Here is a 14,546-nt window from a genome sequence, read left to right as displayed (position 1 = left end):
TCTTAGTTTATCAATTTTCGTTTTAGTGAGTTAGTTAATGTCTCAGTGGAAGTCAGTACCTGATTTTTCGAACATCAAGTATGCACGTTATATCGTTCCAAATTTTGCTTCAAACACAGTTTGTATTGAGCTTAATGAAGCTAAGGTTGTTGTAATTAGCCCTGGAAAGTCTCTGATCGATAGTTTTGCTGAAATGTACCCGGGTTTTGATGAGGTTTTAGGTGAGGGGTTGGAGATCGTTATGCCTAATGCCTATCATTTTTTAGGCGTCGCTTCTTGGCTTGAGCGCTTTCCAAAGGCGAAACTGTATGCGTCAGAACAAGCAAAGCCGCTTCTTGAAGGTAAGGGTGTTAGAAATATTAATGTCATTTCGGATGGTGACTCTCTATTCGACAGTGATTGTCAGTGGTTTGCGCCGCCTGGACATCGAGGTGGAGACTTGTGGTTAAGTGTTAGAGAGCAAGGCAAAGTCTGCTGGGTGACATGCGACAGCTTTTTGAACTACCCGCGGATGTCGAATCAGCCAATAGCGCGTTTTACCCAGAAGATAATGGGTGCAGCCCCTGGTTTGAAGTTGAGTCGAGTGATCAAATATTTATTGCTCACGAATCGCAAGAGTTTCAAAAAATGGTGTTTAGATATGATTCATCAGGAACGCCCAGTTGCGCTGCTTCCTTCGCATGGTGATCCGATGTTAAGTACCGAACTTGCGGATGAGCTTGAACGGCTTGTACTATCGAGGCTTTAGTCTATATGCTGAGCTAGAGCCCAAGCTACATGCTCGCGGACCATGCCGTCTTCATGATTTTTGTGAGCTTTTAGAGCTTCAATAACTTCGATTGATGTTGGTGCGTTGCCTAGTGCAACTGCAATGTTTCGTAGCCAGCCATGATAGCCAGTACGTCTTATTGCTGAACCTTCTGTTTTTGCTAAGAATTCACTTTCTGTCCAACCAAATAAGCTGACTAAAGTTGCTTTGTCTAGTTCGTGTCGTGGGGTGAAATCGTCTTGGTCGCTATGTTGAGCGAATTTATTCCATGGGCAAACAAGCTGGCAGTCATCACAGCCAAATATTCGGTTGCCCATGTCTTTGCGAAATTCGAGTGGGATTTCTGATTTGTTCTCTATCGTGAGATAAGAAATGCAACGTCGAGCATCAAGCTCATAGGGTGCGGTGAAGGCTTTTGTTGGGCATATGTCTAAGCATGCAGTGCAGCGGCCGCAATGTTCTTTCTCATAGCTGGGTGTGATGGGTAGTGCGAGGTTGGTGTATATCTCGCCGAGAAAAAACCATGAGCCTGCCTCTCTATGAATAATCATTGTGTTTTTGCCGAACCAACCCAAGCCGGAGCGCTGGGCTATCGCGCGTTCTAATACTGGAGCGCTGTCGACAAATGCTCTGAAATTTAGATCTAACTCGCTCTTCGTTCTAACAAAGTGGATAAGATGTTTCAGTCGATTTCGAATGAGTTTATGGTAGTCGCGTCCTAATGTATATCGACTGATGTAAGCGCGGCTTTTATCTTCTAGTTGTTCTAACGCGTGGCCAGCTGACTCTGGTAGATAATTCATTCTGACCGATATTACGCGAAGCGTTCCGTCTATCAATTCATCGGGTTTCCAGCGTTTACTTCCGTGACTATGCATGTAATCAAGGGCGCCGTGATGCCCTTTATCTATCCAGTCTTGATAATGCTGGATATGTTCGCCTAAGTCTGTTGACGTGACTCCTAAGGCTTGAAAGCCAAGGCGTTCTGATTCGCTGCGTATTTCGATTAGCAGCTTGTTGAGCGCATCTGAGGTGTCAACGGGATTGGTCATGAGTATCGTGACATGATGTTAAGTGAACAAACGGAAGTGCTTTGCTAAGCTTAACAGATATATAGTGTTTGAACTTAATGCGATTTCTATTTCGAAGTTGCAGTTATTAATTTTGTTAGTTTAGCACTCAGTTTTTGCTAGTTTGGGAATGACTTTTTTCATGCAAATTCCTCTCGCTGATGAACATGCTACGGATCGATTTGGAAAGGGCCTCGCAGAAGTTCTGCTTGATTCTGATTCTGCATTAGCGGTTGTTTATTTGATTGGTGATCTTGGCGCCGGGAAAACAACACTTGTTCGTAGCATATTGCGCGGTCTTGGTCATGAAGGAAGTGTGAAGTCTCCAACGTACACGCTCGTTGAAGAGTATGAGCCTAAAGGATTGAAGGTTTATCATTTTGACCTGTATCGCTTGGCAGACCCAGAAGAACTCGAGTTTATGGGGATGCGCGATTTTCTTAATCCAGATCTATGTGAACAAGATCGAATCCTTTGCTTTGTGGAGTGGCCGGCACGGGGTGAAGGGCTTTTGCCTAAAGCAGACGTAACCCTTTCGATGAATATTGAAGCTGAAAGTCGCTGCTGTGAGTTGTTAGTTGCTGAACATTCTGCTTTTTCGGGTGTTGATTTCGATGTTCTTATAGCGGGGAGCCGCTGATGCGATTCGTTTTTTCTAGAATGGCCCATTACCTATGCTTATGTTTTGTGCTCGGCTTTTGGTCGCACAGTGCATTTGCGGCCAATATAGCAATCAATGATGCGAGGTTATGGAATGCGCCTGACCATTCTCGTTTAGTGTTTGATCTTGGCGGTTCAACATCACACCAGTTGATGACATTGAATAATCCTCCACGTGTTGTTTTAGATATTAAGAATGTAAAGAAGAATACTCGTTTTGACGCTGTTTCTTTGGAAGGATCTCCTATTAAAAAAATAAGGAGCGCTGTGAGAAATAACACTGATCTCAGAATTGTGTTGGATCTGAAAGCTTCGGTAAAACCGAAAAGCTTTTTGCTTAAGCCGAATGAGAGCTATGGAGATCGTTTGGTTGTTGATCTTTATCTTTCGAAGGTAAAAGAATATAAGCCTGTTAAGCAATTAAATAGCTCAGGTGGCAAACGTGATGTGATCATTGTGATTGATCCTGGTCACGGCGGAGAGGACCCTGGTGCGATCGGGCCAGGTAAGGTTCGTGAGAAAAACGTGGTGCTTTCAATTTCTAAGGAATTGGCCAGGCAGATTAATGCCGTTAAAGGTTATCGAGCCTATTTAACGCGTGAGAGTGATTATTTTATAGGGCTACGAAACCGTACGGAGATCGCTCGAAAGCGTAACGCCGATTTATTTGTCTCTGTGCATGCCGATGCTTTCACAAGACCTCAAGCTAATGGTGCGTCTGTTTTCGCGTTGTCGAAGAAAGGGGCTTCAAGTGAGGCGGCTCGCTGGCTCGCCAAGCGTGAGAATGCATCTGACTTGATTGGCGGTAGCGGCGTGAATCTCGGTGATCACGATGACATGCTAGCGTCTGTTTTGTTGGATCTCAGCTCTACCGCAAGCCTAAAGGCAAGTTTATCAGTGGGTGATCGTGTGCTTCAGTCTTTGGGGGGAGTCGCTCGTCTTCACAAGCGGCAGGTCGAACAGGCCGGTTTTATGGTCTTAAAGTCCCCCGACATCCCATCAATTTTAGTTGAGACGGGTTTTATCTCGAATCCTACAGAATCTCGTCGTTTGAATACTCGTAGTTACCAAAGAAAGATTGCTGGCTCGATCTCTAAGGGCGTTAAATCTTATTTTTCAGATCAACCTCCAATTGGTACTTGGCTAGCTTCAAATCAATCTAAGTCAGGTAGTTCATATACGGTTAAAAAGGGCGATACTCTATCGCAGATTGCGCACAATAATGCGGTGAGTATTAAGAGTCTTCGGAAACTTAATAAACTTAATTCAGACGTTTTATGGGTTGGTCAGCGACTTAAACTTCCTAATTCTTAATAACTATCGGTTATTAAGCGAATGACAGCGTGTTAAACTCTCCGCTTTACCTCTCCGTTAGTTTCATATGTCAAAAATACAAAAGTTATCTCCTCGACTCGCTAACCAGATTGCTGCGGGAGAAGTTGTTGAAAGACCTGCATCCGTAGTGAAAGAGCTGCTCGAAAACTCTTTAGATGCAGGTTGTCATCGAATTCAGGTGACCGTTGAGGGCGGTGGAGTTAAGCGAATATGTATTCGAGATGATGGTTATGGCATTGAAAAAGAAGACCTTTCTTTAGCGCTTAGCCGCCATGCAACTAGTAAAATACTATCTTTGGATGATCTTGAGGCCGTTGCAACACTTGGGTTTCGTGGTGAGGCTTTAGCCAGTGTTAGCTCTGTGTCGCGATTGCAGCTCAGTTCAAAAACTGAGGGCGCGGACGAAGCTTGGACGGTGGAGACGGAAGGGCGCGATATGGTCGCGAATATTAGTCCTGCGGCACACAATCGCGGTACTACGGTTGATGTTCGAGATTTATTCTTCAACACGCCTGCACGCCGTAAGTTTTTGCGCACTGAAAAGACGGAATTCAATCATTTGGAGGAAGTCGTCAAACGGCAAGCTTTGGGGCGATTTGATGTTGGGTTTGATCTGTCTCACAACGGTAAGCCGGTGCATAGTTTGCGCCCTGCGATCACATTAAGAGATAAAGAGCAGCGTGTGGCGAGTTTGTGCGGTAAGCCGTTTATGGAAAACGCTGTAGAGATTGATGTCGAGGCGTCAGGGTTAAAACTATGGGGCTGGGTCGCGCTGCCAACGTTCTCTCGAAGTCAGGCGGATTTGCAGTACTTTTTCGTGAATGGGCGCGTGATTCGTGATCGCTTGGTTAGTCATGCTGTTAAGCAAGCATATAGGGATGTGCTTTATCACGGCCGACATCCAGCCTTTGTACTGTATTTAGAATTGGATCCAGCTCTTGTTGATGTGAATGTGCACCCTACGAAGCATGAAGTTCGTTTTCGTGACGGGCGCTTAGTGCACGATTTCATATTCAGAAGCTTGCATCGCGCGCTAGCGGATGTTCGTCCTGACGAGTATATGCGCGAAGAGCAAAGCGCAAGTCGAGTTGCTGAGAGTGAGGCGATTCACCAGGAGACAGGCTTAGCCGCGCAACCCGGTTATAATAGTCAAACCCGCATGCCATTGTCCGTGCCGAGTTCGAATACGGGGGCTGCGTTTCAACCGCAGTCTATTCCAAATAATCCCGCTCAAAGTGAAGTGCGCACGGCCTTAGATGGGATGAGTTCTCTGTATGGTGGTTTGAAGCCAGATTTGCCAGAGCTGTCTAATACTGTTGACGTATCTAATAATGCCGAAGATCATCCTTTAGGCTTCGCGATTGCTCAGCTTCATGGCGTTTATATTCTCGCTCAAAACAGTTCGGGCTTAATAATTGTTGATATGCACGCTGCGCATGAACGCATTACTTACGAAAAGATGAAGTCCGATTTTTACGGCGCGGGTATTCAATCTCAGCCACTGCTTGTTCCGATGTCGATTGCTGTCAGTACTAGGGAAGCAGATGCTGCTGAAGATTGTGCTGTGGAGCTCCAACGATTCGGATTGAGAGTTGAGCGGGCTGCACCCGAATCTCTAGTGATTCGTGAAGTCCCTGTGATTCTGCAAAAAACAGACATCGTTCAGCTTGTACGAGACGTCTTGAGCGACATGATTGGCTACGGGCAGTCTGATCAGCTAGAAGCAAAGGCAAACGAGTTGATGGGGACAATGGCTTGTCATGGTTCTGTTCGGGCAAACCGAGTTTTGACGATAAGTGAGATGAATGCGCTGCTGCGTGAGATGGAAGAGACCGAACGTAGTGGTCAGTGTAATCACGGTCGACCAACTTGGACGACTTTGTCGATGCCTGAATTAGATAAGCTATTCTTACGTGGTCGATAGTTTCACTGCTAGGGTTTCTATGTCTTCGCTTCGTACTATGCCGCCGGCTATTTTTCTAATGGGGCCGACAGCTTCAGGTAAAACCGATTTGGCTATAACGCTGCGCAAGATATTGCCGGTGGAGCTTGTCAGTGTTGATTCAGCGCTCGTATTTAAAGATATGAATATCGGCACCGCGAAGCCGAGTGAGAGTGAGTTGCTGAAAGCGCCTCATCGTTTGATTGATATTATCGACCCTGCCGAGTCTTATTCTGTCGCACGTTTTTATGATGATGCGCTCAGAGAGATGAATGATATCGTTGCAGCGGGAAAAGTACCGCTTCTTGTCGGCGGGACGATGATGTATTTCAAGGTGTTAAAAGAAGGTATTGCTTCTATGCCTTCGGCTGATCAATCTGTGCGTGACTCAATTAATGCCTTGGCTGCGGAGAAAGGCTGGCCTTTTGTACATCAAGAGCTGGCTAAGGTTGATCCTGACTCGGCTAAACGTATTAAGCCAAATGATTCCCAGCGTCTTCAGCGAGCAATGGAAGTATACAGGGTTAGTGGTCGAACTTTGACTGAGCATTGGAGTGACCAAAAACAAGTCGGATCGGGAGTAGTTAATGGAGCTGGCAGACCTGATGGCGCGAGTTTACCTCCTATTCCGTTCGAGATTTTGCCGTTTGCGATTGCGCCGAGTGATCGAAAGTTGCTTCATAAAAGAATTGAACTAAGGTTTCGCGGTATGCTCGAGGCAAATTTTCAGCAAGAGGTCGAAACTTTACGAGCGCGAGGTGATCTAAGTTTGGACTTGCCCTCTATGCGTTGTGTGGGTTACAGACAAATGTGGGAATATTTGGATGGTACCTATGACTACGATACGATGATAGAAAAAGGGGTCGTGGCAACACGCCAATTAGCTAAGCGACAGTTAACGTGGTTGAGGTCTTGGCGGGATATTGTCTGGCTAGAAACTGGCGCGAAAAATAATATTGAGATAGTGTTGAAAAGTTTTAACGCGGCCTCATTTAACAACTAAACGTAAGATTGACTATAATTGCGTTAAATATTTAAAAAACGGGAGATTACAATAATGTCTAAGGGACACTCACTTCAAGATCCATACTTAAATGCACTCCGCAAAGAGCGCATTCCAGTATCTATCTTCTTGGTAAATGGCATCAAGTTACAAGGTCAAATCGAGTCTTTCGATCAGTTCGTCATCTTACTCAAAAATACTGTTAGCCAAATGGTATATAAGCATGCCATTTCTACTGTTGTACCTGCGCGTAATGTGCGTATGCCGTCAATGGATGAAGAAGCGGGTTCATAGGTAATACTCCATTGGAAATTGGTATTTTCTCGTTAGTATTTAAGCTCTGCCGTGTTTGATAGACCAGATGCGGGAGAGCGAGCTGTTCTCGTCCACTTAGACTTTCCAAATGAAAATGACCGTGAAGATGCGCAGGAGTTTCGTGAACTTGTGCGTTCGGCAGGTGTTGAGCCTGTTGGGATCGTTACCGGTAGTCGATCGCAACCCAGTGCGCGTTTTTTTGTAGGTTCCGGAAAGTTAGAAGAAATAATTACGGAAAAAGCAGTAACCGACGCTGATGTGGTGTTGTTCAATCACGCTCTCTCGCCTAGTCAGCAGCGTAACCTTGAGGGCTCCCTTGAGTGCAGAGTGATCGATCGGACTGGTGTGATCCTTGATATCTTTGCGCAGCGTGCTCGTACTCACGAAGGCAAGTTGCAGGTAGAGCTTGCGCAGTTAGAGTATATATCAACGCGTTTGATTCGTGGCTGGACTCACTTAGAGCGTCAAAAGGGTGGGATCGGTTTACGTGGTCCGGGTGAAACGCAGCTTGAAACTGATCGGCGTCTCCTACGTGGACGTATTAAAGCATTAACGGGGCGTCTTGAAAAAGTACGCAAACAGCGAGACCAGGGTCGCAGATCTCGTACTCGAGCTGAAATTCCCACGATTTCTTTGGTGGGCTACACCAATGCCGGTAAATCGACATTATTTAACCGGCTGACAGACTCGGGTGTTTATGCCGCTGATCAGTTGTTCGCAACACTAGATCCAACACTTAGGCGTATTGATTTTCCCGATATTGGTCGTGCCATTTTGGTAGATACGGTCGGGTTCATACGGCATTTACCTCACAAGTTAGTTGATGCGTTCAGAGCAACGCTAGAAGAAACAATATCGGCTACGCTTTTGCTGCATGTTATAGACGGTGCTGATTCAAGAAGGTTGGACAATATAGAGGCAGTCGAACAAGTTTTAGATGAAATAGGCGCGGGCGATGTTAAGGTCCTCCGAGTCTATAATAAGATCGATTTGTTGGACGATGGCGTAAGTAGAATTGATCGCGATGAAGATGGTGCTCCTGTAAGAGTGTGGTTGTCAGCAAACTCGGGAGAGGGAACTGATTTATTGTCTGATGCAGTCGCTGAGTTGTTAAGCGATGAGGTTATGCACTGCATACTTCGACTTCGCCCAGAGCAAGGTCGGCTCAGAGCGATGTTATTTGAGTCAAATCATGTCATTCAGGAAGAGTATGATGATAAAGGGATGGCACGTGTTGAAGTTCGTTTGCAGACCAGCGATTTTGAAAGAATGCTTAAACGCTGCAATGTTCCGCGCGCGGATTTGCTGATTGATAGGCTGTAAGAGAGCTCAGAACTTTCTGACTAAGATTTCATAATAAGGAGCATTCTGTTTGCTTGCTCCTTTTGGCGCAGCGATTTACGATTGCTGTGAATGTTTTAAATTAAAACTGATGACAACAACGGGGTAATCTATGGCTTGGAATGAGCCGGGTAATTCTAATGGGAAAGACCCATGGGGTAATAATAATCGTGGTGGCAATCAAGGCCCGCCGGATTTAGATCAAGCGCTTAAACAATTGATGGACAAGCTAAACGGGCTGTTTGGCGGGTCAGGAAATGGCAATGGCGGTTCTGATAATAACGGTGGTAAGCAGGGCTTTGGCGGTATTGCTCTGGTTGGCTTAGTAGTGTTTGTTCTGTTTCTTGGCTGGAAATCGATTTATACGATCGATGAGCAACAACGGGGAGTTGTTTTATTCCTTGGTGAATACAGTCGAACACTTGATCCTGGTTTAAGAATTGTCATCCCTCTCGTCGAGCAGGTTATACCAGTTAACGTAACAAACGTTCGAAACGCTGAGCTGAAAGAAGAAATGCTCACGCAAGACGAGAACGTTGTTGCGATTGAGTTGAACGTTCAATACACGGTCCGAGATCCGGTATCGTTCGCTTTGCGTGTTGAGGATCCAGAGCGATCTCTGCAACATGCCGTTGAGTCGGCTCTTCGTCACGAAGTGGGTAGCACCAACCTAGATCCAATCTTAACTGAAGGGCGTGGTATTTTGGCAGACAGCACGAGAGAGCGTTTGCAAGATTATATGGATAACTATCAAACCGGCATTAACGTCAGTGTCGTTAACATCAAAGAAGCTAGAGCACCACAAGCTGTTCAAGCGGCGTTTGATGATGTTCAGAAAGCGAAGCTTGATAAAGAGCGTTTCGTAAACGAAGCAGAAGCTTACAAAAATACAGTTATTCCTGAAGCGCGGGGTAAGGCGCAACGTATGTTGCAAGAAGCAAGTGCATATCGTGATCAGGTTGTAGCAAAAGCTCAGGGTGAAGCCGATCGTTTTGAGGCCTTGCTTGTTGAATACAACAAGGCGCCTGAAGTAACCCGAGAACGTCTCTATATCGATGCGATCTCAGACGTATACGGCAATAGCAGTAAGGTTTTGATTGATGTTGAGGGCGGTAATAATATGATGTATCTGCCTCTGGATAAGATTATTTCTGAGCGATCAAACTCTGCACCATCTAGCGTGAGGTCTGACGCTAGCTCTTCTGATATTTCAGCAATCGCAGATCAAGTAATTGAAGAGATTAGATCTCGCAACTCGCGTTCATCAGCTAGGGAGGTGCGCTAATGTCTAAGTCAGTATTATCGTTAGTGGCGGTTCTTATCGCGATCGTCGTATTGTCGTCATCTCTGTATATCGTTGATGAGAGACAGGTTGCGATTAAACTTCAATTTGGTGAAATTGTTGAGTCAGATATTGGACCAGGTATTCACTTTAAGATGCCGTTTGTTCAGAATATTCGCAAATTCGACGCGCGTATTCTAACTCTCGATTCACGTCCTGAACGCTTCTTGACTGTTGGTAAAAAGTTCTTGATCGTTGATTCGTTTGTTAAGTGGCAGATCGAAGATGTCAGTGCTTATTACAAGGCGACAGCCGGCAACAGATGGCAAGCGACGACGCTTTTGTCTAACTCTACCAACAAAGGGCTTCGTGATGAGTTTGCTTCTCGTAGCTTGACTGAAGTTGTATCGGGTGAGCGTGATGAGCTCATGTCTGACATTACTACTAAGTTGAATGAGCAGACTTTGGCTGAATTTGGTATCCGAGTTTTAGATGTTCGCGTTAAGGGTATTGATCTACCGGAAGACTTATCTAAAGACGTATATCGCCGTATGTCGACAGAGCGTGAGCGTGAAGCACGTGAAACGCGGTCTCAGGGTCGCGAGTTGGCAGAAGGTATTCGCGCTGATGCGGATCGTGAGAAGGTTGTTATTGAGTCTGACGCTTACCGAGAGTCAGAAATCACACGTGGTGAGGGGGATGCAATTGCGGCATCCACTTACGCTGAAGCGTTCAATAAGAACCCAGAGTTCTATGCGTTTACGCGTAGCTTGCAAGCATATAAGGATACCTTTGCTAATAAAGAAGATGTCCTTTTATTAAAGCCTGATAGTGAGTTCTTCAAATACCTAAATCAGGCTAAATAGGCAAGTTCCTTACTCGTAAATCAATGAAAGAAGCACCTTAGGGTGCTTTTTTCATTTTTTGGCCTTTTTAATACCAACAACACCTTTTGTTGTTTTCAATTAAGCGTTAAAATCGCGCCCCTTTGCCTTTAACGAAATTAGACTTAGCTTAGATGGACTGGAATGATCTGTTCACAGCACTTTGTTTAGTGCTTGTAATTGAGGGCATTATGCCATTCTTGAATCCAAAAGCTTGGAAGCAAACCTTAGCATCGATTCTCAAAGCGAACGATAGAACCATGAGGAGCATTGCGTTAGTTTGCATGCTCGCAGGTCTACTGGGCGTGGTTTTGTTAAGGCAGTAATTTAATGTGTGTATCGACACGAGAAATACTATGAGTTTGACCGAACGTTGGATGTTGCCTGAGGGCGTTGACGAGCTGTTACCACCGGATGCATGGGCTCTTGAGAAAATGCGCCGTGAAATGCTAGATACATACTCAAGCTATGGATATGAATTAGTGTCTCCACCGCTTGTAGAGTTTCTTGAAAGTTTACTTACCGGTACTGGCAGTAAATTGGATTTGCAAACATTCAAAGTTACCGATCAACTGTCAGGGAGAACGCTCGGCATTCGCTCAGACATTACTACGCAAGCCGCTCGTATCGATGCGCACGTATTGAAAAACCATGACATTTCTCGTTTATGTTATGTCGATAGCGTGTTGCATACGCGTCCAGAACATACGATGACCAATCGAAGCCCAATGCAAATTGGATGCGAGCTTTTTGGGTCTGACAATGAAGCAGCAGACTTAGAAGTGATGTCTTTGATGCTAGAGACATTGACTATTGCAGAAGTCTCAAAGGTTCATGTGGACTTGGCGCACGTTGGTATATATCGTGGCTTGATGACTTCAGCTGAGCTCCCGAGAGAACTAGAAGATCGAATTTTCAGCGCATTGAATCGCAAGTCAATTCCCGAGCTTGATACGCTAGCCGCTGAACATAAGTTGCCGGTTATCGATATTATTCGCGAAATCGCTCTGCTTAGCGGCAGTATTGATGCCTTGTCGGAAGTGCGAAAAAGCATATCCCAGTACTCTGAATTAGCTAGTAACGAAACTTTAGATGCCGTTGATGCTTTGATGCGTTTTGCTGAGTTGGTTGGCGAGCGTTTCCCAGAAATTGAACTAGGCTATGATTTCTGCGAGTTACGAGGCTATGACTATCATACTGGCGTGATGTTCAGCGCATATACACCAAGCTTTGGATATGCATTGGCTAAAGGTGGACGATATGACTCCATCGGCGCTGAATTTGGTGAATCTCGCCCAGCAACCGGTTTTAGTGCAGACTTAAAAACGCTCGTGCGTTTGCAGTCTCGTATTAGCACAATGAATTCAGGGGCGATTTTAGCTCCATACGGCACAGATAAAGCGTTGCTAGAGCGGATCGCTGATTTGCGACAGACGCAGCGTGTCGTGCAAAGCCTTTCAGAATCAGATGAGCAGACCTACGGTTGCTCTAAAAAACTTGCTCAAAGCCAAGACGGCCAGTGGGTAGTTGTTGAAATTTAATCGGTTACTTTAATGGTAACTTTCAGCTTTATTGCTAGAGAAATTGAAATATGGGTAAGAATGTTGTCATTTTAGGCACCCAATGGGGTGATGAGGGCAAAGGAAAAATCGTTGATCTTTTGACTGATCAGGTTACTGCGGTGGCGCGTTTTCAGGGTGGCCACAATGCGGGGCATACCTTGGTTATCGACGGCCAGAAGACGGTGCTTCACCTTATTCCATCTGGTATTTTGCGAGATGGTGTGACCTGCTTAATTGGCAACGGTGTTGTGCTAGCTCCCGATGCATTATTGAAAGAAATGCGCGGTCTTGAGGAAAACGGTGTTCCTGTTCGTGAACGTCTTAAATTGAGCTTAGCTTGTCCTTTGATTCTTCCTTATCACGTGGCACTTGATCAGGCGCGCGAAATTGCAAAAGGCGCCAATAAGATCGGCACGACAGGTCGCGGTATTGGCCCGGCCTATGAAGACAAAGTATCTCGTCGTGGTCTTCGCTTAGGTGATTTAGCAAACCCAGAAGCATTTGCTGAAAAACTAAAAGAGATCATGACTTATCACAACTTTGTATTAGAGAATTTCTATAAAGTTGAGCCTATCTCTTATGAGAAAACACTCGAAGAAACCCTTAAGATGGGCGAAGAGTTGCTGCCGCTAGCTGTTGATGTTACTGACGAGCTACATGCATATCGTGAACGTGGTGAGAATATTATGTTTGAAGGCGCGCAAGGTTCGCTTTTAGATATTGATCACGGAACATATCCTTTTGTTACGTCGTCTAATACAACCGCCGGTGGTACAGCAACTGGTAGCGGTTTTGGTCCAATGTATTTGGATTACGTTTTAGGGATTACTAAGGCGTACACGACTCGCGTAGGTTCGGGTCCATTCCCAACAGAGTTATTTGACGATAATGGTCGTCATCTAGCAGAGAAAGGTCATGAGTTCGGTGCAACCACGGGTCGTCCTCGTCGTTGCGGTTGGTTTGATGCAGTAGGCTTACGTCACGCGATTCAAATTAACTCAGTTTCGGGTATTTGTCTGACCAAGTTGGACGTGCTCGACGGTCTTGAGACTATTAAAGTTTGCGTCGCATACAAAACAAAAGCTGGTGAAAATATATCTCGTCCGCCACTTGATGGAGAAGGCTACGATGATCTAGAACCGGTGTATGAAGAGCTTCCGGGGTGGTCTGAAAGCACGCTTGGGGCGAAGACCTTAGAAGAGCTCCCAGCTAACGCTCAGTCATATATCAAGTACCTAGAAGGTAAGATTCAGGCGCCGATTGACATTGTGTCAACAGGCCCAGATCGCGTAGAAACGATTGTTCTTCGCCATCCTTTTGACTAAGCCCTCGGCTGTCTTGTATAAAAAACCGCTCAATGAGCGGTTTTTTATTGTCTGCAAATTTTCAGAATGAATTATTTTGGCTTGCTTGCGACCAGTGTTGCACGCAAAGGTGCAGGGTAGCCTTCTACGGTTAGATTTGGATTGGCTGGGTCAAGGAAGTCGGCTAGAGACTGAAAGTCCATCCACTCGGTTGCGCGCTGTTCGTCTAGGCTGGTTTGATCTAGATCTACACACTTAATGTCGGTAAAGCCGGCGCGTCGAAGCCATAGTTCTAAGGTTGGAACGCTTGGAAGATACCAAACATTTCGCATCATAGCGTATCGGTCCTCTGGCATTAATGAATAGCCAAGTTCGCCTTCGACTACTAATGTCTCTAATACGAGCTCGCCACCAGGTTTCAACGCCCCTTTAAGTTCATAAAGGTGGTCGATAGGTGACTTACGATGGTAAAGCACCCCCATCGAAAATACGGTATCAAAGTGTTCTAGTTGAGGGTGGACGTCCTCCATCTTTATCGGTAGTAAATGTATCGGTGCATCTCGGCCACAATACTTCTTAATTGCGTTGAATTGCATTAGGAATAGATAGCTGGGGTCAATGCCAATAACGCGGTTTGCTCCCTCACCAAGCATTCTCCAACAGTGATATCCTGAGCCACATCCCACGTCCAATACATTTTTATTCGCGAGCGGACTAATATGAGGACTAACTCGGTCCCATTTCCAATCAGAGCGCCATTCGGTATCAATGTGAGTATTGAATAATTCAAATGGGCCTTTTCGCCATGGCCGAAGCTTTACTAATGCATCATAGAGTTGCTCTTGGGTGGTTGCATCGATTGATGCATTGGCACCCACGCGTGACGAGTTGATGTGAGTGGTTTCGGGATTAATAGCCGGAAGGTTGTCGAGCGAGTCTATCCAGCGCTGCATGTCGCCATGAGGCTTCTCGTATAGCTTTTGCTTCAGCAATAGTTCTAGAGAGGGAACCCAGTTCTTGAGGCGTTTATGGCCTTGCATGTACGTGATGAGATCACCAAATACCTGGTCATAATTCAT

At 45.6% G+C, this 14,546-nt stretch carries 14 protein-coding genes; 12 read left to right on the top strand and 2 right to left on the bottom strand.

Features of this window, described 5'->3' with window-relative positions; all coding sequences use genetic code 11:
• Positions 1–37 precede the first annotated feature (37 nt).
• On the top strand, positions 38–748 hold the full coding sequence (locus A3739_RS21010; protein WP_068481620.1) for a hypothetical protein: 711 nt from the start codon (positions 38–40) through the stop codon (positions 746–748).
• On the opposite strand, the gene queG is transcribed toward A3739_RS21010, so the two are convergent.
• Positions 745–1,821: a tRNA epoxyqueuosine(34) reductase QueG gene (queG, locus tag A3739_RS21005; protein WP_068481623.1), complete on the bottom strand. Its 1,077-nt coding sequence runs from the start codon at positions 1,819–1,821 to the stop codon at positions 745–747. The genes A3739_RS21010 and queG overlap by 4 nt on opposite strands.
• A 160-nt stretch (positions 1,822–1,981) precedes the next feature.
• Between queG and tsaE the strand changes: the two genes are divergently transcribed.
• From tsaE to A3739_RS20950, 11 genes are all read left to right on the top strand, one after another.
• Positions 1,982–2,479: a tRNA (adenosine(37)-N6)-threonylcarbamoyltransferase complex ATPase subunit type 1 TsaE gene (gene tsaE / locus A3739_RS21000; protein WP_068481626.1), complete on the top strand. Its 498-nt coding sequence runs from the start codon at positions 1,982–1,984 to the stop codon at positions 2,477–2,479.
• Positions 2,479–3,813, top strand: coding sequence for an N-acetylmuramoyl-L-alanine amidase (locus A3739_RS20995; protein ID WP_156502730.1), 1,335 nt, complete (start codon positions 2,479–2,481; stop codon positions 3,811–3,813). Before tsaE ends, A3739_RS20995 begins: the two co-directional genes overlap by 1 nt.
• Before the next feature lie 67 nt (positions 3,814–3,880).
• Positions 3,881–5,758 (top strand): DNA mismatch repair endonuclease MutL, encoded by a 1,878-nt coding sequence (gene mutL / locus A3739_RS20990; RefSeq protein WP_068481629.1) that lies wholly within the window; start codon positions 3,881–3,883, stop codon positions 5,756–5,758.
• A 19-nt stretch (positions 5,759–5,777) separates the two neighbouring features.
• Complete coding sequence (gene miaA / locus A3739_RS20985; protein ID WP_068481632.1) at positions 5,778–6,779, top strand: tRNA (adenosine(37)-N6)-dimethylallyltransferase MiaA; 1,002 nt, start codon at positions 5,778–5,780, stop codon at positions 6,777–6,779.
• Positions 6,780–6,833: 54 nt separating this feature from the next.
• A complete protein-coding gene (gene hfq / locus A3739_RS20980) occupies positions 6,834–7,073 on the top strand; it encodes an RNA chaperone Hfq (protein WP_068481635.1) in 240 nt (79 codons plus the stop codon).
• Positions 7,074–7,124: 51 nt separating this feature from the next.
• The gene (gene hflX / locus A3739_RS20975) at positions 7,125–8,417 is read left to right on the top strand and encodes a ribosome rescue GTPase HflX (RefSeq protein WP_068481638.1); all 1,293 of its coding nucleotides are present in this window, start codon (positions 7,125–7,127) and stop codon (positions 8,415–8,417) included.
• A gap of 130 nt (positions 8,418–8,547) precedes the next feature.
• Complete coding sequence (gene hflK / locus A3739_RS20970) at positions 8,548–9,720, top strand: FtsH protease activity modulator HflK (protein ID WP_068481641.1); 1,173 nt, start codon at positions 8,548–8,550, stop codon at positions 9,718–9,720.
• Positions 9,720–10,583: a protease modulator HflC gene (gene hflC, locus A3739_RS20965; protein WP_068481644.1), complete on the top strand. Its 864-nt coding sequence runs from the start codon at positions 9,720–9,722 to the stop codon at positions 10,581–10,583. The genes hflK and hflC overlap by 1 nt, the downstream gene beginning before the upstream one ends.
• Before the next feature lie 152 nt (positions 10,584–10,735).
• Positions 10,736–10,927: a DUF2065 domain-containing protein gene (locus tag A3739_RS20960; RefSeq protein WP_068476842.1), complete on the top strand. Its 192-nt coding sequence runs from the start codon at positions 10,736–10,738 to the stop codon at positions 10,925–10,927.
• A gap of 30 nt (positions 10,928–10,957) precedes the next feature.
• Positions 10,958–12,142 carry an ATP phosphoribosyltransferase regulatory subunit gene (locus tag A3739_RS20955; RefSeq protein WP_068481647.1) on the top strand — a complete coding sequence of 395 codons (1,185 nt, stop codon included), beginning with the start codon at positions 10,958–10,960 and terminating at the stop codon, positions 12,140–12,142.
• 50 nt (positions 12,143–12,192) lie between these two features.
• Positions 12,193–13,488 (top strand): adenylosuccinate synthase, encoded by a 1,296-nt coding sequence (locus A3739_RS20950; RefSeq protein ID WP_068479875.1) that lies wholly within the window; start codon positions 12,193–12,195, stop codon positions 13,486–13,488.
• A 71-nt stretch (positions 13,489–13,559) separates the two neighbouring features.
• Here A3739_RS20950 and cmoB read toward each other — a convergent pair whose 3' ends face one another.
• The gene (cmoB, locus tag A3739_RS20945) at positions 13,560–14,546 is read right to left on the bottom strand and encodes a tRNA 5-methoxyuridine(34)/uridine 5-oxyacetic acid(34) synthase CmoB (RefSeq protein WP_068481650.1); all 987 of its coding nucleotides are present in this window, start codon (positions 14,544–14,546) and stop codon (positions 13,560–13,562) included.

Source organism: Oleiphilus sp. HI0067 (genome assembly GCF_001635735.1).
Note: the sequence above shows the minus strand (reverse complement) of the source record. Positions and strands in the feature narration are given on the sequence as shown.

Excerpts from the sequence above, each read along its gene's own strand:
- hflK (WP_068481641.1), top strand. The coding sequence starts at position 8,548 with ATGGCTTGGAATGAGCCGGGTAATTCTAATGGGAAAGACCCATGGGGT.
- A3739_RS20950 (WP_068479875.1), top strand. The coding sequence starts at position 12,193 with ATGGGTAAGAATGTTGTCATTTTAGGCACCCAATGGGGTGATGAGGGC.
- queG (WP_068481623.1), bottom strand. The coding sequence starts at position 1,821 with ATGACCAATCCCGTTGACACCTCAGATGCGCTCAACAAGCTGCTAATC.
- mutL (WP_068481629.1), top strand. The coding sequence starts at position 3,881 with ATGTCAAAAATACAAAAGTTATCTCCTCGACTCGCTAACCAGATTGCT.
- cmoB (WP_068481650.1), bottom strand. The coding sequence starts at position 14,546 with ATGAATTATGACCAGGTATTTGGTGATCTCATCACGTACATGCAAGGC.
- hfq (WP_068481635.1), top strand. The coding sequence starts at position 6,834 with ATGTCTAAGGGACACTCACTTCAAGATCCATACTTAAATGCACTCCGC.
- tsaE (WP_068481626.1), top strand. The coding sequence starts at position 1,982 with ATGCAAATTCCTCTCGCTGATGAACATGCTACGGATCGATTTGGAAAG.
- A3739_RS20955 (WP_068481647.1), top strand. The coding sequence starts at position 10,958 with ATGAGTTTGACCGAACGTTGGATGTTGCCTGAGGGCGTTGACGAGCTG.
- A3739_RS20960 (WP_068476842.1), top strand. The coding sequence starts at position 10,736 with ATGGACTGGAATGATCTGTTCACAGCACTTTGTTTAGTGCTTGTAATT.
- A3739_RS20995 (WP_156502730.1), top strand. The coding sequence starts at position 2,479 with ATGCGATTCGTTTTTTCTAGAATGGCCCATTACCTATGCTTATGTTTT.
- hflC (WP_068481644.1), top strand. The coding sequence starts at position 9,720 with ATGTCTAAGTCAGTATTATCGTTAGTGGCGGTTCTTATCGCGATCGTC.
- miaA (WP_068481632.1), top strand. The coding sequence starts at position 5,778 with ATGTCTTCGCTTCGTACTATGCCGCCGGCTATTTTTCTAATGGGGCCG.
- A3739_RS21010 (WP_068481620.1), top strand. The coding sequence starts at position 38 with ATGTCTCAGTGGAAGTCAGTACCTGATTTTTCGAACATCAAGTATGCA.